Annotated in this window: 18 protein-coding genes and 1 riboswitch; of the genes, 15 read left to right on the top strand and 3 right to left on the bottom strand. The window is 66.2% G+C overall.

All coding sequences use genetic code 11. The features are described 5' to 3' along the window. The first annotated feature begins 221 nt into the window (after positions 1-221). Positions 222-2,267: a molybdopterin-dependent oxidoreductase gene (locus VGL40_15180; GenBank protein ID HEY3316605.1), complete on the top strand. Its 2,046-nt coding sequence runs from the start codon at positions 222-224 to the stop codon at positions 2,265-2,267. Between the two features lie 57 nt (positions 2,268-2,324). After that, positions 2,325-3,560 carry a threonine synthase gene (locus VGL40_15175; protein ID HEY3316604.1) on the top strand — a complete coding sequence of 412 codons (1,236 nt, stop codon included), beginning with the start codon at positions 2,325-2,327 and terminating at the stop codon, positions 3,558-3,560. A gap of 139 nt (positions 3,561-3,699) precedes the next feature. On the opposite strand, the gene VGL40_15170 is transcribed toward VGL40_15175, so the two are convergent. From VGL40_15170 to VGL40_15160, 3 genes are all read right to left on the bottom strand, one after another. Next, complete coding sequence (locus VGL40_15170) at positions 3,700-4,251, bottom strand: hypothetical protein (protein ID HEY3316603.1); 552 nt, start codon at positions 4,249-4,251, stop codon at positions 3,700-3,702. A gap of 79 nt (positions 4,252-4,330) precedes the next feature. Next, positions 4,331-5,377 (bottom strand): hypothetical protein, encoded by a 1,047-nt coding sequence (locus VGL40_15165; protein ID HEY3316602.1) that lies wholly within the window; start codon positions 5,375-5,377, stop codon positions 4,331-4,333. Between the two features lie 48 nt (positions 5,378-5,425). Further along, positions 5,426-6,313, bottom strand: coding sequence for a hypothetical protein (locus tag VGL40_15160; protein ID HEY3316601.1), 888 nt, complete (start codon positions 6,311-6,313; stop codon positions 5,426-5,428). A gap of 609 nt (positions 6,314-6,922) precedes the next feature. Here VGL40_15160 and cpaB point away from each other — a divergent pair. The 13 genes from cpaB to gcvPB all read left to right on the top strand — a co-directional run bounded on the left by cpaB (position 6,923) and on the right by gcvPB (position 18,863). Beyond that, positions 6,923-7,609 (top strand): Flp pilus assembly protein CpaB, encoded by a 687-nt coding sequence (gene cpaB, locus VGL40_15155; protein HEY3316600.1) that lies wholly within the window; start codon positions 6,923-6,925, stop codon positions 7,607-7,609. A 40-nt stretch (positions 7,610-7,649) separates the two neighbouring features. Further along, positions 7,650-8,615: a P-loop NTPase gene (locus VGL40_15150; protein HEY3316599.1), complete on the top strand. Its 966-nt coding sequence runs from the start codon at positions 7,650-7,652 to the stop codon at positions 8,613-8,615. Beyond that, on the top strand, positions 8,612-10,072 hold the full coding sequence (locus VGL40_15145; GenBank protein HEY3316598.1) for a CpaF family protein: 1,461 nt from the start codon (positions 8,612-8,614) through the stop codon (positions 10,070-10,072). The genes VGL40_15150 and VGL40_15145 overlap by 4 nt, the downstream gene beginning before the upstream one ends. After that, positions 10,069-10,863: a type II secretion system F family protein gene (locus VGL40_15140; protein ID HEY3316597.1), complete on the top strand. Its 795-nt coding sequence runs from the start codon at positions 10,069-10,071 to the stop codon at positions 10,861-10,863. The genes VGL40_15145 and VGL40_15140 overlap by 4 nt, the downstream gene beginning before the upstream one ends. After that, a complete protein-coding gene (locus VGL40_15135) occupies positions 10,863-11,675 on the top strand; it encodes a type II secretion system F family protein (GenBank protein HEY3316596.1) in 813 nt (270 codons plus the stop codon). The genes VGL40_15140 and VGL40_15135 overlap by 1 nt, the downstream gene beginning before the upstream one ends. Positions 11,676-11,689: 14 nt before the next feature. Next, entirely contained in the window at positions 11,690-11,926 is a 237-nt protein-coding gene (locus tag VGL40_15130; GenBank protein ID HEY3316595.1) for a Flp family type IVb pilin, read from the top strand. 15 nt (positions 11,927-11,941) lie between these two features. Further along, positions 11,942-12,373, top strand: a complete 432-nt coding sequence (locus VGL40_15125; GenBank protein ID HEY3316594.1) for a TadE/TadG family type IV pilus assembly protein — start codon at positions 11,942-11,944, stop codon at positions 12,371-12,373. After that, entirely contained in the window at positions 12,370-12,921 is a 552-nt protein-coding gene (locus tag VGL40_15120; protein ID HEY3316593.1) for a pilus assembly protein TadG-related protein, read from the top strand. Before VGL40_15125 ends, VGL40_15120 begins: the two co-directional genes overlap by 4 nt. Positions 12,922-13,052: 131 nt before the next feature. After that, complete coding sequence (locus VGL40_15115; protein ID HEY3316592.1) at positions 13,053-13,853, top strand: HNH endonuclease; 801 nt, start codon at positions 13,053-13,055, stop codon at positions 13,851-13,853. Positions 13,854-13,978: 125 nt separating this feature from the next. Continuing rightward, a riboswitch (glycine riboswitch) is annotated at positions 13,979-14,115 on the top strand. Positions 14,116-14,495: 380 nt separating this feature from the next. Continuing rightward, entirely contained in the window at positions 14,496-15,605 is a 1,110-nt protein-coding gene (gcvT, locus tag VGL40_15110; GenBank protein ID HEY3316591.1) for a glycine cleavage system aminomethyltransferase GcvT, read from the top strand. Between the two features lie 57 nt (positions 15,606-15,662). Next, complete coding sequence (gene gcvH / locus VGL40_15105) at positions 15,663-16,058, top strand: glycine cleavage system protein GcvH (GenBank protein HEY3316590.1); 396 nt, start codon at positions 15,663-15,665, stop codon at positions 16,056-16,058. A gap of 13 nt (positions 16,059-16,071) precedes the next feature. Next, positions 16,072-17,412, top strand: coding sequence for an aminomethyl-transferring glycine dehydrogenase subunit GcvPA (gene gcvPA / locus VGL40_15100; GenBank protein HEY3316589.1), 1,341 nt, complete (start codon positions 16,072-16,074; stop codon positions 17,410-17,412). A gap of 23 nt (positions 17,413-17,435) precedes the next feature. Next, positions 17,436-18,863, top strand: a complete 1,428-nt coding sequence (gcvPB, locus tag VGL40_15095; protein ID HEY3316588.1) for an aminomethyl-transferring glycine dehydrogenase subunit GcvPB — start codon at positions 17,436-17,438, stop codon at positions 18,861-18,863. The last annotated feature ends 1 nt before the right edge of the window (position 18,864 follow it).

Here is an 18,864-nt window from a genome sequence, read left to right as displayed (position 1 = left end):
AACACGGCTTAGGGAGCGGCCGGGGCTGCACGCGATAGCGGCCGGGGCTGCACACGATATTGGATGGACGGGGTCGGCCTGGTGGTCGACCTTTTTGATTAACTACCTCGTCGGACCAGAAAACCGTTGGCCGTCCTGACCTCATTTGATATAATGTGGTCAGAAATGTGGGGTAAGCTGGGCCGGCCTGAGAGTGGTAGCGGCCCGGCGGAGGTGGCGCCGTGGCCGGGAAGCATGAGACGATCAGAACCGCCTGCCCCCTCGATTGCTGGGATGCCTGCGCGCTCCTGGTCGATGTCGAGGATGGGCGGGCGGTTGCCGTTCGGGGCGACCCCGATCACCCGATCACCGCCGGCTTCGCCTGTCCGAAGGCCCAGCGACAACTGGAGCGGCTGTATTCCCCGAGCCGTCTGTTGTACCCGCTGGTCCGGCCGGCGCCGGGCGCCGCCTTCCAGCGGGCGTCCTGGGATTCCGCCCTCGACCTGGTGGCCGAGCGGCTGACGGAGGTCAAGCGCCGCTATGGCCCGTTGGGCATCCTGCTCAACTACGACGCCGGCGCCGGTGGCCTCCTGAAAAGCCTCGAGCGTCGTTTCTGGAACCTCTTCGGCGGCGTGACCCTGCCGGTCGGCAGCCTGTGCTGGGGAGGCGGCATCGCCGCCCAGAAGTATGATTTCGGCGATGTCCTCGGCCACGATCCCGCTGATACCCCGAACTCACGGCTGCTCATCCTGTGGGGCCGCAACCCGGTTTTCACGAGCCCTCATTTCGTCCCGCTGATCAAGAAGGCCCGAACGGCCGGGGCTCGGGTGGTCCTCATCGACCCGGTGCGGACGGCCTCGGCTTCCCTGGCCGATCAGCACATAGCGCCGCGACCCGGCAGCGACGGTGCCCTGGCCCTGGGGATGGCCTCGGCGATTATCGAGGAGGGCCTCCTGCACCGGGAATTCATCGCCGCGAGGACGAAGGGGTTCGAGGAGTTCGCCGCCCTGGCTGCGGAATACCCTCCGGAGAGGGCGGCCGACCTATGTGACGTTCCCGCCGAGGTCATTCGTGACCTGGCCCGCCTTTACGCCGAGACCAAGCCGGCGGCCATCCACCTCGGCTACGGCCTGCAACGTTACGCCAACGGCGGGGCGGCCATCCGGGCGATTGACGCCCTCGGAGCCCTGACCGGCAACATCGGCCGGGCCGGGGGCGGGGTGAACTACGCCAACCGTGCTTCGGACGGCGCCTTTCCCGACCTCGGAGCCGGCGACCGGGCGACCGCCCGTCGCGGACTGGTCCGGGCCAGGCTCGGCGCGGAGATCTTGGCGGCCAAGGACCCGCCGATCAAGGCCCTCTTCGTCACCCGCTCCAACCCGGTCGCCCAATCGCCGAACACGAACCGGCTCCTCGACGCCCTGGGGACGGTCGATTTCAAGGTCGTCGTCGACCTCACCCTCACCGACACGGCCGCTCAGGCCGATGTCGTCCTCCCCTGCACGACCCCCTTCGAGGAGGAGGACGTCTGCTTCTGCTCCTGGCACAACCACATCACCTACGGGGTGTCGGTCGTCGCCCCGGTCGGAGAGGCCCGCTCCGACCTGACCATCTACTCGGCCCTCGCCGGTCGGCTGGGTTTTGGCGATGAACTCTCCCGCTCCGCGGGGGAATGGATTGAAGCCTACTTCGCCCGCCTGGCCGAGGCCGGGGTGAGGGCGGCCGAGGTCAGGGGGACGTCCTTCCGTAACCCCTTCGCCGCGGACGTGCCATGGGCCGACGGACAGTTCAAGACGCCCTCAGGGCGCTTCGAGTTCGCCTCGTCGAGGGCCGCGGCCGACGGTCACGACCCTTTGCCGGGCTTTGCCGAACCGGTCGAGTGGGTCGGGCGCGACCGGGCGGGGCGCGGTCGCGCGGATCGCGAATCCTCGGGCGGCGCCGAATTCCCACTGCAGCTCATCACCCCGCGCCACCGCGAGACTTTGAACTCGCAATTCTACATGCGGGTCTCTCGCGGTCGAGGCCTGGAGGTCGAGGTCTCGCCCGGCTTCGCCGAGGGCCGTAGGTTGGCCGACGGCGAGCCGGTGCGGGTGGTCTCGCCCCGCGGCGAGGTCCGCGCCAGGGTCAGGGTGAACGGCGGGCTCCGTAACGATGTGGCCCTGATCTACGCCGGCGGCTCCCTGGCCGCCGGTGAGGCGGTCAACCTGCTGACCGCCGACCGCGAGACCGACCTCGGTCACGGCGCGGCTTACTACGATTGCTGCTGTGATGTTCAGCGCTACGGCTGAAGCCGCTGATCACTGCCGCCCTGCCGCCGACATCCTGACCACCGGGAGGACAAGCCGATGACCTTCCTGACCCATCTCGAGTGCCCGAAGTGCGGCAAGACCTTCACGCCCGAGAAGCCCCGGAACGTCTGTGACTGCGGGGCGCCCCTCCTGGCCCGCTACGATTTGAAGGCCATCGGAGGCAAGGTCCGACGGGACGCCATCAAGTCGCGCCGTTCCGACCTCTGGCGCTACCGCGAGTTCCTGCCGGTGCGGGACGATGAAAGCATCGTCACGCTCGGTGAGGGGATGACCCCGATGCTTTCGTCACCCAGGTTGGGACAAGCCGTAGGGCTGCCGCGACTCTTCATCAAGGACGAGGGGCTTAACCCGACCGGCAGCTTCAAGGCCCGCGGGGCGGCGGTGGGCGTATCCATGGCCCGCGAGCTCGGGATCAGGACGGTGGCCATGCCCACGGCCGGTAACGCCGGCGGGGCCTGGGCCGCCTATGCGGCCAAAGCCGGCCTGACCATGTACGTGGTCATGCCGATCGATGCGCCGGACCTGCCCAAGAAGGAGTGCGTGGCCACCGGCGCCGTGACCTATCTGGTAAAGGGCCTCATCTCCGACGCCGGCAAGATCATCGGGCAGGCGGCCAAGGCCCAGGGCTGGTTCGACGCCTCCACCCTCAAGGAACCCTACCGCATCGAAGGCAAGAAGACCATGGGCTTCGAGATCGCCGAGCAGTCCGATTGGGAGCTGCCGGACGCCATCCTCTACCCGACCGGAGGCGGGGTCGGGATCATCGGCATCTACAAGGCCCTCGAGGAGATGGCCGCCGTCGGCTGGATCGAGGGGAAGTGGCCGAAGCTCATCTCGGTCCAGGCCGAGGGGTGCGCGCCGATCATCCGGGCCTTCCGTGAGGGCAAGGAGGCTTCCGAGTTCTGCGTCGGCGCCCAAACCCTGGCGGCGGGGATCCGCGTGCCCAAGGCCCTTGGCGACTTCCTCGTCCTCGATGCCGTGCGGCGGACCGGCGGGACGGCCGTGGCCGTGTCCGACGAGGAGATTCTCAAGGCGATGAGCCTGGTGGCGCGGACCGAGGGGATGCTGATCTGCCCGGAGGGCGCGGCCGCCGTGGCCGCCCTCCCGCGCTTGGTCAAGGACGGAATCCTCGGGCCGGGCGAACGCGTCGTCGTCCTCAACACCGGCTCAGGCCTCAAGTACCCCGACCTTGTTGCCGCCGACCTGCCCGTCCTGGAGAAGGAGGCCAGCCTGGAAGTGGCGGCGACCGGGGATGGGACGACCAAGGGATAGGTCTGGGCAAGGGGGCCGTCGAGCGTCTAGAGGCTTGGGAAATCGCGAAGCCGACCGGGTTCTCCCGTGGGGAGTCCCGGTCGGCTTTCTTCCATGGTCGGCTTTGGACGGGGCCCCGGCCCGCGCGGTACGATCCCTCCTACCGGCTGGAGCCGGTGGACCCGCCGGGGGTTGGTGACGGGGTTGGGGTGGTGGCCTTGGGGATCATCGATTGCACGGCTGCATTTACCATGCCTCTGATGATCGATTGGAACCTGGATGTCGATAGGACGTCGGTGACCACCGAGGCCAGGACCGGACGCACCTCGGCCGACCCCAAGGCCTGGGCCAATGCAGCACGTCCGGGCGTCGAGGTCAGCGCATCGACCATCACCAGCCGGATGGCCTCCCTGGTGTCCGGGGCCCTGAGCAAGTCGAGTATGACGTCGCGGAAGGCCGTCCGACCCTCGCTGGTCCGGTACATGGTCAGGAAGGCTTCCCGGAAGGCCGCCTGCCCCTCGACCGAGGTCAGCACGGACCTGAGGTTTTCCGGGGTCACGCTCGTAGCTAGCGGTTTCGCGGCCGGCCGGCATCCGGCGCCGGCGACGATGCCCAGGAGAACCGCCAGGATGACCGCCAGCACCAGAAGCGGCTTGATTCTAGACGATCGGCGCAACCCGATGACCGACCGATGGGTTGAAGAACGCTTCATGGAGTCCATCCCCTTTGGTTTGACTTCGTCCTTAGTATTGCCCGCAGGGTGATGGACGCCCCTCACCGTGGTCGCGCGTTTAGTCGGTGATGACCGAAGCATGGTCGTCGAGGACGGCGCCTTCGACGCGACAGGTCGCCCGACAGACGGCCACATTCCAATCGCCGTAGGCGGTGACTTCGAAGACTTGGTCGCCGTCGGCCGTGTCCGGGGGCACCGCCGACTGGCCTTGCCAAACCAGCGGGTTGGCGGTGGGGCTGAGGGCGAGCGACGGGCCCCACGGTGGTTTGGCAACCACCCGGCGGGGAGGGACATTGGTGGCAGCCGTAATGGTCACGACGCCGCCGGACTTGACCGGCGATGGTGAGACGGTCGCCGTGACGATGATGGTCGGGTTGACTACCGGCGGTGGTGGTGGTGGCGGCGGCGGTGGTGGCGGCGGCGGTGGTGGAGCGGCAGGCGGAGGCGGGGTGGGAAGGGCCGGCGGGGTTGGAGCAGGCGGCTCGGACTTCGGCCCGTTCTGCGCCGCCCCGACCCCGGCGACCTGGACCGGCTGGTACTGCTCGACGGCGTGCCCCCGGGTGATGCCCTGGTCGACATCAGCCGCGAGGGTCCCGTTGGCGGCATCCCTGAGGACGGCCAGGTCGACCTTGCCCGCCTTGCCGGCGGTCTGGGCGGCGAGGTCCTTGAGCTGCGAGACGTTGACAGGCTGGCCAAGGGTGCCCGTGACCGATATCCCCCGATTGGCCAGATAGTTCACCGCGTCCTGCCCGACCAGGTCCATCGAGGCGCCGTAGTTGCGGGCCAGGACGTTGGCCATCTCGCCGACGGTGATCAGGGCATTCGGGTCGTAGAAGCGGACCTGGCCGTCACCCGCGACCTTACCGTTGATGAGGCCTTGCTTGAAGGCGTTGTCGATGTCCGAGTAGTAGTTGTTCTTAAGGACGTCCGACGCGTCGTCGAAGTCCTGGACGTTGTTGACCGTCCGGAGCAGCACCCGTTGTCCGGAGGCCCAGGCGGCCTGGAACGGAGCAACGACGGTCACGGTGACAAGGCCGAGGATCAGGAATCGATGGAGCATCGCAACCAGAGCCGGGGCCGTTCTTGGACGGAGTGGACTCTTCACGGTCTTCACTCCCTGGCGGGCCGGCGGCCCGCATTTTTAGCGGATGTCCTATCGACACACGAGCCAGGTCGGGCCAACGCGCCGGAGGGTCATCTCGTCGCCGTACTCGCTCTCCGAGACCTTACCGTTGACGTATTCCCTCATCCTCTCGGTCGTCGTCACTTTCGCCAGATAAAGTGACCTGGAGGTGACCTCGGCTCGGAAGGAGAGGAGTTCGAACTTGAACCGCCAGCCGCGGGCGTACTGCCGCTTGTAGTGGTCCTGGTTTTGAGCGATCAACTCACGGGCCTGCCCGGCGGTGGTGTCGAGCAACTCTCCGAAGTCATAGGGCTCACGGGCAAAGGCCCCGACGAAGGCCCGGACGTGGTTCTCCGCGGCCGAGGTGATGGGGCGGAGGGCCCCGGAATCGGCGTCCACGGGCAGCCAGGTTTCGCCGCAATGGAGCAGCCGATCGGTCAACACAAGGGCCTCGACGATAGAGAGGGAAGCATCGGGGTTGAAGCCGGCCTCCGGCGACCCGCGGACCAACCCGAGCGCGGCCGCGGTGAGGAAGTATTCCTGTGACCAGTGAGCTGGCAGGCCACCGGCCGCCGGTGCCGTCTCGCCGGGCGGAGGTCGGCCGAGCCAGAGGGTCTCCCAGTCAGGCTCCGTCCGGAGGAGCTTGACAAGGAAAGCGACGGCCTCGGCCCGGCTGATGTCACGGCTGAGGGCCAAGCCCTCCACCGGCCGACCGGCCAGGACGCCGTGGGCCGCCAGATCGGCCGGCCAATCGGGGGCGAATCGCCCGGCAGCGGTTGTCACCAGGCCCATGAAATCGCCGCGGGAGATGGGCCCGGCGGCCTGTGCCGGCGAAGCGGCTGCGTCCATGGGGACGACCTGCTTGAGCGGGTCGGTTCCCGGACCGCCGACGATCCCGGCGGTCCGGAGGTCGGCCACCGCTGTGCCTGCCCAGTTGGGCCAGGTCGAGATGGTGGCCGCCGGGGTGGGAAACGGTCCGGCTTCGGGGTGGGCGGCCATGGCCAGAGAGGGACTGACAAGATAAAGAAGCCAAACCGCAAGGGCAACGGCCGGAGTCGAAAGGCGTCGGCTGCGCGACACTGACATCTCATCCCCTTTCAGGGGGACCCGGCTTTCGAGGTCCGATCCGGGACTCCTGCCGGGTTTTCTCCGGGTTGGGGACTGATTCTATCGACACCGGTGGAGTCCGACCAATCCATGCTTCAAGGCCCTTGATGTCGAGACTTGTCTAGGAGTGCCGAATGCCGTCGAACCATTCCTTTTGACAGCCCGAGGGGCAGGAAGTAAAATGAAATTGCTGGAAGACGTTACCAGCACGAGCCCCCGGGGAAGGTTGGCGCTGGAGAAAACGGGAGAGCCCCGTTTTCTCGAATTCTCGCCACAAGACGACATAAGAGATGGGCCCCGGAAAACGAGGGCCCGGCGTCGGCGGCGAGCGAGCGGAGCAACGGGCCGACTTTCCCTAGGGACCGGACGAATTGCGAGCGCGGATACAGAGCCCGCGCAGAAAACCGCGAGGTGGCGGGGTTGAACCCCAAGCGGTATCTGCTGTTGGCTGTGGTATCCGCGCTCTTGGCTTCAGGCCTGACCTTCGACCTTCTGGCTCGGGTCCAGCGAACGGTCCCGGTGGTCGTGGCGGCCGGACAGATCGGCCGCTACCAGAAGATCGAGGCCGACGATATCCGGGTCCTCGCCCTGCCGGTCAAAGCCGCCCATGCGAAGGCTGCCGTGGCCAGGGAGCAGGTCGTGGGCAAGTTCGCCCTGGAGGCGTTCGTGGCCGGTGAGCAGATTCTGACCGTCGAGGTCTCAGGGGATGCGGGCGATGGCAGTTTCCTCAGCCGGCTGGCGCCGAACCAGCGGGCCTTTTTGGTTCCCTCCAGCTTGGCCAGGGCGGCCGGCGGGGCGGTCAGGGTGGGGGACAGGGTCGACATCATCTTCGTCGCCAGCGAGCAAAAGACCGGGACGAACTGCAGTCGAACAGTGGCCCGCGGTCTCGAGGTCCTCGACATCCGGGATGAACGGGGCAGCAGCGCCAAGCCGGGCGCGGGCGACGCCCTGCCGGTCGGGGTGATCGTCGCCGTCACTGAGGCGGAGGCCCGGGTCATCGCCCTGGCCGCCGAGGATGGCCTGCTCTACCTGGCCATCGACGGCTACGAGCCGGCGTGGACCGAGGACTCCGGGATCACCACGGAGGACCTTGTCGGGGGAACGTGAACCACAGTCGGCTACCGATCCACAACTGGGGGGTGGCGCCGTGTCCCTGGCCAGAAACCAACCCAACTGGGGTCCCGCCGAAGGGCTGAGCGACCGGGCCGGAGGCGGCGAGGCGGCCGACATTCGGAGGCTGAGGATCGCCGCCCAGACCGATCAGGCTAATGGTCCGGCGCCCCGGGTCGCCGCTGTCCCCGAGGTCCTTCCTCAGCAAGTCGTGGTCGTCTGCGGTCCTAAGGGAGGCGTGGGGAAAACCTTCATCGCCTGCAACCTGGCCGCCGCTCTGGCCGAGCGGTCGAAGCTGAAAGTCGGGCTGATCGACCTCGACGTGGCCGGCGGAGATGCCGGGCTCTTCCTGGACCTCCTCGATGGACCGGGACTCCAGGAACTGATGCCTGTCTTGAAAGACGGCTTGACCCAGGAGACCTTGCTGGGGGCCATGGTCATCCACCGGCCGACGGGGGCGCGCGTACTACTGAGCCCGGCCCGCCCGGAGCTTTCGGAAGCCTTTGGACCGCGGGAACTTCAGGCCTTGCTTACCGCAGCAAGAAAGGACTTCCAGATCCTCATCCTTGATACGCCGGGGGGAGCGGACAACGACCTCCTCTATGAAGCCATCGAAGGCGCTTCGTTGATCGTCCTGGTCACCTCGCCGGACGCCACCTCCCTTCGCCGTTGCAGGGTCCTGATCGACCTGCTGAAGCGGTTGAACGTTCCCCTCGACGAGCGGCTCAAGGTGGTGATGAACCGGGCCGACCCGGCCGGCCGGATCACCCCGGCCGGGGCCCAGGCCTTCCTCGGGGTCCGGTTGCTCGCCGTCGTCGCCGAGGACCGCAAGGTCGTTGACGCCTCGCTCTTTGAGGGGATCCCTGCCGTCCTGACCCACCGCCAGCATCCCGTGTCACTGTCGCTGATGAAAGTAGCCAACGAGGTCTGCCCGATCTTCGCCGAGACGGCTCGGCCGAATCGCTTGGCCTTGGCCCTCCCCGGGAGGAGGCGGGGCCCTTGAGACCCGGGCTGAGGCAGCGCTTGGAGCGCCAAGAAGCGGTACCCGATGAGCCGGGGACGATCCCGGAGACGGGGACCGGCCATGACCGCGGAGTCGAGAACCCGTTGGATTCCAAAGAACCGGCCTGCCGGGACCGGCCGCGGACGTCGGAAGAGATCACCCGCTACCTACAGTCCGTGGTCCTGGCCAGGCATCCCAAGCTCTTAGCCACGGCGAGGATCTCGCCTGAGGACAGACAGCAGCTCAAGGGTCTGATCGCCGGGATCCTGATGGAGGAAAACCTGGTCGTTCGCAGGCTGACCAGGGACGCCCTAAGCGAACAGATCGTCAGCGAAATCGTCGGCTACGGTCCGATCGACCACCTGATCCGCGACCCGTCGGTGACCGAGGTGATGGTCAATGGACCGGGTCAGGTCTATGTCGAACGCGAGGGCCGACTGGAACCGGCCGAGGTCGCCTTCCGGGATGACGATCATCTTCTCGACCTGATCATCCGAATCGTCGCTCCCCTGGGCCGCCGCCTGGATCAAGCCTCGCCTTTCGTCGACGCCCGGCTCCCCGATGGCTCGCGGGTCAACGCCATCATCGCCCCCCTGTCCCTGATCGGTCCGGTGTTGACCGTGCGCAAGTTCCCCGATCGGTCGATGACCCTGGCCGACCTCGTTGCCCGAGGGACGATGAGTCCGGGGATGGCGGCCTTCCTGGCCGCCGCCGTCCGGGCCCGGCTCAACGGGATAATCAGCGGCGGGGCCGGGGCCGGGAAGACGACCCTCTTGAACGCCTTGGCCGGCGCCATTCCCGGGGCTAGAGAGCGGGTCATCACCATCGAGGATTCGGCCGAACTTCGGCTGCCCCAGGAGCACGTGGTGGCCCTGGAGAGCCGGCCGGCCAACACCGAGGGCCGCGGCGAGGTGACCATCCGCCACCTGCTCAGGAATGCCTTGAGGATGCGACCCGACCGGCTGGTGATCGGGGAGTGCCGCGGGGGCGAGGCCTTCGAACTCCTGCAGGCGATGAACTCCGGGCACAGCGGGTCGTTCTCGACCGTCCACGCCAACGCCGCCGCCGACGCCTTGGCCCGGGTGGGGAACATGGTCCTGATGTCCGGGGAGGACCTGCCCCACCAAGCCATCGTCGACCAGGTCAGGTCGGCTCTGGACGTGGTCATCCATATTGACCGATACGCCGACGGGATTCGCCGGGTCTCCGAGGTCGCCTTGATCGACAAGGCCGGCGGTGCCGGCGGCTATGACCGAGTCGGGCTCAAGCCGGTTTACGCCTTTGCGATCAGCGGGAAAGAGCCCGGCGGGGGATTGACCGGTGATTACGTGGCCCGGCCGGCGATTGCCCCGGCCTGGCTGGTGGGGAAGTTCAAGGCCGTCGGGGAGACGCTTCCGGAGCCGCTGCTGCCCGATGAGGAGACCGCCGGCGCGGCGGGGGGTGTGGTGCCCCGATGATGCTCGAAGCGCTTCTCGCCGGAACCGCGGTGTTCGCCGCCGTCTATGGATTGATCATCGGGCTGGGCGCCGGGCGCGGACTCTGGCGGCACCCGGGGGGGCGCCTCTTGGAGCAACTGCAAACCAAGAGGCGACGGCCCCCGCCGCCTGTCCCCGGCTCCATGCCGCGCGGCCTCTGGCCGGCGGTCCAGTGGCTGCCGGCGGCCGTCCGCCGCCGGCTGGGGGAGCGGTCGCCGGAAGCGATCGACGAGGATGATCTGGAGGAAAGCCTCTATGCCCTCAGCGCGGCCCTCGAGGCTGGGGCCGGGCTGGTGCAGGCGCTGACCATGGCGTCCGGCCAATGCCCCCGTGCCGTGGCCGCCGAGTTCCGGCGGATGGTCGCCGAGTTCAACGCCGGCGTCTCCCTGAACGAATGCCTGACCCGGGCCCGTGCCCGCGTCTCCCAAGCATCTTTCAGGACTCTCTGCGACACTATCGACATCCAGAGGTCCAGCGGCGGGGACCTCCGAGGGGGACTCGCCAATCTGGCCGAGATCATCCGGGAGAGGCGTGACCTGAGGCAGGAGTTGAAGGTGAAAACGGCCGAGGCCAGGCAATCGGCGGTCGTCCTGGCGATGATCCCGCCGGTCCTGGCCGGCCTGACCTGGCTGATGAAACCCGACCTCATGCTTCCTCTCCTGACCTATCCAGCCGGTCGGTTGGGACTCGGGGTCGGCCTCGGGCTATGGGTCATCGGCTGGTGGATGGTCAACCGGTTGACCAAGATCGGGGACATCGACGGGGGGTGGTGATGGTCCTCAGCCTCCTACCGGCAGCCGTGGCGGCTGCCCTGTGGGGCCTGTGCGCGCTGGCCCTAGTCTTGGGGACCGGGGCCAAGGCCCGGAGTCGCGCCCTGGACCGTTTGGGATTGGCCGGCTCGCCATCGACTCACCTTTCCCCAGGGGACCGAGCAGGCGGCCTGGCCGGCAAGAAGACCCGCCCGCTACCACCTGTCCCACCGAGCCGGGTCCTTGTCGCCGCCGGCGGGGGGCTGGCTGCCGGAGCCGCTTCCTTCGTCCTGACCGGCGGCCTGCCCGTGGCGGCGGTCCTCGTCGGGGCAACCATCGGGTGGCTACTGCCCGGGTGGCTGGACAAGCGACGACTCGTCGCCCGACAAAGGAGACTGATGAGCGACATGCCCACGGTCCTCGACCTGCTGGCCATCGCCACGGCCAGCGGGTTGCCCCTGGCCAGAGCCTTGGAGATGGTCAGCGCCAGGCACGACGGGCCTTTCAGCCTCGAGTTGAGACGGGCCCTGGACGAAGCGGCGGCTGGGGTGAGGTTGGCCAGAGCCCTGAAGAACCTGGCCGAGCGAACCGGCCTCAAGGCGGCCAGAGGCTTTGCGACGGCGGTGGAGCAGGCGACCGTCCTCGGGGCGCCGGTGGCCCAGGTCCTCCGCCTCCAGGCGGGGGCGGTCAGGGTTCAAAGACGCCGACAGGTGGAGATGCTCATTGCCGGCCTACCTTTGAAACTGAGTCTCTGCACCGTGTTCTTCTTCCTGCCGGCCATCTTCATCTTCGTCGTCCTGCCCAATCTCTTGGCCTTCATCCACGGAAAGTGGTGATAGGAGGAGGGGTCATGATGAGACATCGGCTGATGAGACCGAAGTCCGGAATGGGGATGAAAGCGTCATTGGAGAAGGCGGCCCGCCGTGCTTGGCGGTGGCTGGCCGGGCCGGAAGGGGCGAGTAGCACGGAATATGCGCTTTTGCTGGCTCTCGTCGTAGTAATCCTGATCGGCACCCTGACCGCCCTGGGCCAAGCCCTCCAGGACAAGCTCGAGCTGATCATCGAGAAGATCCGGGCCAGCGCCTAAGGAGGCCGGGAAAGAGTGGGGCATCACGGGTCTGGGTCCGAGCCGAGCCCGACCCGCCCGTCCACGGCCGGGTCGGCCATGGTCGAGTTCGTCATCGTCGTCTCCCTGCTGGTGACCATCCTCTTCGCCATGGTCGATTTCGGCCTGATGCTCAACGCCAAGCTGGTCCTGGCGGCGGCGGCCAGGGAGGGGGCGAGACGGGCGGCCATCGAGGGCGGGGCGACGACGGTCGTTTATGACCGCATCCGCCAGCAACTGTCCCTTGGTCAGATTGACCCTGAACTGGCCGAAATCACCATCAGCCCGCGGACGGCGACCTACGGTACGGCCATCACCGTTCGACTGGCCTATGGCTACCGCCCGTCCTTTCCCATCCTCCGCGGGGTGATGGGGGAGAGGGTGCCGCTCGAAGCGGTGACCATCGCCCGCAGCGAGAAGATCAGATGACGGCGGGCGCAGACCCCCGGTTGCCCCCGGCCAACGCGAGGGCTGTCGCCGCGCGGCCTTCGGCCACCCGGACCGCCGCCACGCGCGGCTCGGTGGTGGTCATGATCGTCCTTTTCCTGCCAATCTTCCTGCTCCTCCTCGGACTGGTCATCGACATCGGCGTCCTCTTCGTCCAAAGGCAGGGTGCCTATTCGGCGGCGGACATGGCCGTCCTGGCCGGGGCCCGCGAGATCGATCTCGACCGGCTGGCCAGGGGCGAGCGCTATCTCAACCCAGCCGAGGCCGAGTCCGCCACCCGCACCTATTTTGCCTCGAATCTGGCCGCCAGCCTGGGCTCAGAGGCGAGTGAGGCGACGGCCACCGTCAGGGTTTTCAACCCGCCGCCGGGCAGTCCAGCCCGTGACCCGGTCACCGGCCGACTCTTGGCCGACCCGACCGTCTGCCTCTCGGCCGTGGTCCCCGCGCGCCTCTATTTCCTCGCCTTCATCACCACGAGCGCGCCGCTTCGTATTCACGCTGACGCCAGCCTGCTGGAGAGGAAGCGGTAAGGGTTCCCGCCGGCGCGAAGGCTGTTGCCCAGAACAGCAGCGGGTCGGGGAGCCCGGTGACCGCTGAGGAGACAGGGAGATACTACCCTCTGGGGTCCGGGACAGACCAAGGACCCATGAGGGGGCAGATTATGTCGACGTGGATATTCCAGGGCAGACCGGACATCTTCATGATTGACACCTACCTGCGGGACCGAAGGAACATCTGGTGGAGGGCTACGCAGCCAAGATGTCGCAAGGAGATCAGGCCGGACGACCAGATCTTCATCTGGCGGAGCGACGGCAAGAAACGATCCAGCGGCGGAATTGTAGCTCGGGCCAGAGTCATGGGACCCCCGGAGTTAGTGGCCGATGACGCTCCGGAGTTGCGAATCGGGGGCGAATGGAAGGAGGTTGACTATCGGGTTCCCCTTGAGGTGACCGAAGTAAGACCGGACACCAGCATGATCAAAAGAATCTTCCTGCTCCAGCACCCTATCCTGAAGACCTTGCGAATTCACCGGATGAGAACGGAAACCAACTACCTGGTCTCGCCGGAGCACGCATCGGCGCTGGAGCGCCTTTGGATGGAAGCGGTCGATGGCTGTGACCTGGATGACGAGCGCTTTCCCGAGGGTAAGGAGTCCTTCCGAGCCCACCGAATAGTGGAACGGAATCCCAGGCTGGCCCAAGCGGCCAAGGAGCAGGGGATAGACCCCTATGGCAACCTACGTTGCCAGGTGTGCGGGTTCTCATTCAGAGACAGGTACGGACCTGTGGGCGATGGCTTCATAGAAGCCCACCACACCTTGCCGGTTTCGGAAGTCCCGGGACCTCATGAGGTAAGCATCAACGACATCGCGCTAGTCTGTTCCAACTGTCATCGGATGCTGCACTTGAGAAGGCCGTGGCTGACAATGGTGCAACTTCGGAGTCTGCTGCGACCAGACTGAGCCAACTTGCGCCCGCCCGCCCAATTTTCCCGTTGACTCGGCCCGCGCCATGGGAATATAATTCAATTTGGTAGTCAGGCCGCCCATGGGCGGAGATTGCCATTGTCCAAAACTGCATAATGGGTATGATGGCTTCGGGAGAGAGCCCGGCTAGATGATGGTCCACGCGCAACGAACCCAGCCCAGCCGGGTCGCCGAAGGAGCAAGCCGCCCACAGCGAAGGGGCGATGAAACTCTCAGGCAAACGTACCGTCGTCCGGACCCAACTCTGGAGAGCCCACGGTCAGCCGTGATCACCAATCCACAAGACGGCTCCACGGGCACCAACGGGGTATCCCCTTGACGGGGGAATCTCTCAGGTCACAGGACAGAGGGGACTAGCGCTACGTCAGGCGTCCCCTCTGTTTATTTTTCGCCCCCCGGGGGGGCATGTTACGTTCGGCCCGAGCGCCGGCGTGGGCCGCCGCGACGCGCCCCATGGCCGCGAAGGCATCGGCGACCGATGCCCCGCCCCACCCGAGGTTGAAGCCCCCGCACCCACATCCGATCGGCTTGTACCCTACGGGGTTGCAAGTTTCGCAAAGGCAAGGTTCAGTCCCGGCAAACGTCCCAAACTTTAAAGGGAGGTGAGGATTGGACAATATGGATAACCTCAGGAAAACCCCCAACTACGACATGCACTTCAAGTACGGGGGCAAGGTCGTCGATTTCGGCGGCTGGGCGTTATCGGTCCAGTTCTCGGGGATTCTGGAAGAGCACAAGCAGGTCCGGGAAAAGGTTGGTCTGTTCGACGTTTCGCACATGGGCGAGGCCACGGTCGTTGGTGAGCAGGCTCTTGCGTTTCTGCAGAAGCTGGTCTCGCGGGACCTCACCCCGATGGAAGAGGGTCAGGTCTTCTACACCCACATGCTCTACCCGAACGGCGGCACCGTCGATGACCTGATGGTCACGAAGTGGGGCCCGACCGACTACTTCCTGGTCATCAACGCCTCCAACGCGGCCAAGGATGTCGCTTGGATGCAGAAGTTGGCCCAGGAGTTCCCCAAGGTCAAGGTGACCGACCTCTCGGCCGACACCGCCGAGCTGGCCCTCCAGGGCCCCCTGGCCCCGGCCACCATGCAGAAGCTGACCAAGGTCGACCTCTCCAAGCTCGGCTACTACCACGCCGTCCGCAAGGTCGAGGTCGCCGGCATCCCCAATTGCATCATCTCGCGCACCGGTTACACCGGCGAGGACGGCTTCGAGGTCTTCTGCGATCCGGCGAACGCCAACAAGCTCTGGGAAGCGATCATGGAGGCCGGCAAAGAGTTCGGGATCAAGCCCATCGGCCTCGGCGCCCGCGACACCCTCCGCTTCGAGGCTTCAATGCCCCTCTACGGCCAGGAGCTGGACCAGAACACCAGCCCACTGGAGGCCGGCCTGGGCCGCTTCGTCAGCGTCGACAAGCCGACGCCTTTCATCGGCCAGGAAGCCCTGAAGAAGCAGGTCGCCGAAGGACTCCCGAAGAAGCTCGTCGGGTTTGAGATGGTCGACCGGGGGATCCCGCGGCACAACTACCCGGTCGCCAAGAACGGCAAGGAAATCGGCTACGTCACCACCGGCTCCTTCGCGCCGACCCTCAACAAGAACATCGGCAACGCCTTCGTCCCCGTGGCCGAGGCGAAGATCGGCAACGAGTTCGACGTCATCGTCCGCGGCAAGCCGCTTAAGGCGCGGATCGTCAAGACCCCGTTCTACAAGAGGAAGAAGTAACCGGCCCAGAGTCCGCTATATCCCGGCGCCCCGAGGCGCCAAGGAGGGCAACTGAAAGTGGCGTATCCGAAGGATTTCAAGTACACCAAGTCCCATGAGTTCATTAAGGTCAGCGGCAAGCAGGGCACCGTCGGCCTGACCAGCTACGCCCAGGACGCGTTGGGCGACATCGTCTTCGTCGAGCTCCCCCCGATCGGCAAGGAATTCAAGCAGAACGACGTCTTCGCCGTGGTCGAGTCGGTCAAGGCCGTCTCCGACTGCTACTGCCCGGCCGCCGGCAAGGTCGTCAAGGTCAACGAGAAGCTCGCCGAGGATCCGGCCCTGATCAACCGGGATCCGCACGGCGAGGGCTGGATCATGGTCATCGAACTGACCAACCCGAAGGATCTCGACAACCTGATGGACGTCGTGGCCTACGAAGATTACGAGGCCAAGGCGGAGCATCATCACTAAGAGGAGTCCTAACATGAAGTACCTGCCGAACACCGAAGAAGACCGCCGTGAGATGTTGGCGTCCATCGGTGTGCGGTCCATTGAAGACCTCTTCGCCGACATCCCGGCCGAGGTCAAATTCAAGGGACAGATGAAGCTGCCGGCGGCCCTCTCCGAGCCGGAGCTCCTCGCGCACCTTTCCAAGCTGGCCGCCTCCAACGGCACCACCGACAAATACGCCTGCTTCCTGGGAGGCGGGGTCTACGACCACTTCGTTCCGAGCACTGTCCCGATGGTCCTGGCTCGGAATGAGTTCTACACCGCCTACACCCCGTACCAGCCCGAAGTCAGCCAGGGCGTGCTTCAGTCGATCTTCGAGTACCAGACGGTCATCTGCCAGATCACCGGGATGGACGTCGCTCAGGCCTCGATGTACGATGGCGGCACCGCCGTGGCCGAAGCGGCCCTGATGGCCTGCGCCGTCACCGGCCGCAAGGAGATCGTCGTCTCTGAAGCCGTCCATCCGGAATACCGGGCCGTCCTGGCGACCTACATCCAGGGCCAGGACGTCAAGGTCATCGTCGCTCCGACCGAGGGCGGCCAGACCAACCCGGACAAGCTCGCCTCCCTGGTCACCGATAGGACGGCCGGGGTGATCGTGGCCAACCCGAACTTCTTCGGGTGCCTCGAGCCGGTCGAGGAGATCGAGAAGGTCGCCCACGCCAAGGGCGCCCTGTACGTCACCTCGGTCAACCCGATCTCCCTAGGCGTCCTGAAAGCGCCGGGCGATTACGGCGCCGACATCGTTTGTGGCGAGGGCCAGCCCCTCGGCAACACGATGGCTTTCGGCGGCCCGTACCTCGGCTTCTTCGCCTGCAAGGAGAAGTACGTCCGCCGGATGGCCGGGCGGATCATCGGCCAGACCACCGACGTCCGCGGCCAGCGGGCCTGGGTCCTCACCCTCCAGACCCGTGAGCAGCACATCCGCCGCGAGAAGGCGACCTCGAACATTTGCTCCAACGAGGCCCTCAACGCCCTGGCCGCCTTGGTCTACCTGGTGACCATGGGTAAGCAGGGGCTGCACGACGTGGCCGAGCTCTGCCTGCAGAAGGCCCACTACGCGGCCAAGCAGATCGCCGCGCAGAAGGGTTACGAGCTGGCCTTCAAGGCCCCGTTCTTCAACGAGTTCGCGGTCAAGACCCCGGTCGCCCCGGAGAAGATTACCGCCGAGATGATGAAGAAGAACATTCTCCCCGGCCTCGACCTGGGTCGGTTCTATCCGGCCTACAAGAATCACCTCCTCGTCGCCGTCACCGAACTGCGGACGAAGGACCAAATCGACGCCCTCGCGGCGGGATTGGGGGGACTTAAGTGAGCACTGAACCCCTCATCTTCGAGATGAGCCGGAAGGGCCGCACGGCCTATTCTCTGCCGGCCCTCGACGTCCCGCGGGAAGACGATGCCAAGCTGCTCCCGGCGGGCATGACCCGGGCCGAAGGCCCCGACCTCCCGGAGGTCAGCGAGATCGACGTGGTCCGGCACTTCGTTCGGATGTCCCGCATCCAGCACGGCGTCGACGTCGACTTCTATCCCCTCGGCTCGTGCACGATGAAGTACAACCCGAAGATCAACGAGCGGGTGGTCGCCCTCCCCGGGTTCAACGACGTCCATCCCTACGGGCCGGACGAGCTCGTCCAGGGTTGCCTCAAGCTGCTCTATGACATGGAGAAGTACCTGGCCGAGATCAGCGGTTTCGACCGGGTCACCCTGCAGCCGGCGGCCGGCGCCCACGGCGAGTTCACCGGGATCCAGATCATCCGGGCCTACCACGAAGCCAAGGGCCACAAGAAGACCAAGGTCATCGTCCCCGACTCGGCCCACGGCACCAACCCGGCGACCTCGGCCATGGTCGGCTATGAGATCGTCCAGGTCCACTCGAACGAGCGCGGCGGGGTCGACCTCGAGTCCCTGAAGTCGGTCCTCGACGACCAGGTCGCGGCCCTGATGCTGACCAACCCGAACACCCTCGGGTTGTTCGACGAGAACATCCACGTCATCGCCGACCTGGTCCACAAGGCCGGCGGCCTCCTCTACTACGACGGGGCCAACACCAACGCGATCATGGGCTACGCCCGCCCGGGCGACGCCGGCTTCGACGTGTGCCACCTCAACCTCCACAAGACCTTCGCCACCCCGCACGGCGGCGGCGGCCCGGGGTCGGGTCCGGTGGGCGTCAAGAAGGAGCTCGTCCCCTTCCTGCCCACGCCGACGGTGGAGTTCGACGGCCAGAAGTACTCCCTTGATTACAACCACCCGCAGTCGATCGGCAAGACGAAGACCTTCTACGGCAACTTCGGGGTCATCGTCAAGGCCTACACCTACATCCGGGCGATGGGTCCGGACGGGCTCAAGGCGGCCAGCCAGGACGCGGTCCTCAACGCCAACTACATCATGGCGAACATCAAGAAGTACTACTGGATGAAGTACGACCGCATCTGCAAGCACGAGTTCGTGGCCTCCGGCAAGTGGCAGAAGGAGAAGAACGGGGTCAAGACTCTCGACATCGCCAAGCGGCTCCTGGACTACGGCGTCCATCCGCCGACGGTCTACTTCCCGCAAATCGTCGACGAGGCTCTGATGATCGAGCCGACCGAGACCGAGAGCAAGGAGACCCTCGACCGGTTCATCGAGACGCTCAAGGAAATCGCCGCCGAAGCGGACAAGGATCCCGAGAAGGTCAAGACCGCGCCGCACACGACGCCGGTCGGCCGCCTCGACGAGACCAAGGCCGCCCGCCAGCCGATTCTGCGCTGGAAGAAGGCCTAAG

Source organism: Bacillota bacterium, from assembly GCA_036504675.1.
Classification (GTDB): Bacteria; Bacillota; Sulfobacillia; order JAJYWN01; family JAJZPE01; genus DASXUT01.
This window is presented reverse-complemented; position numbering and strand designations above follow the sequence as displayed.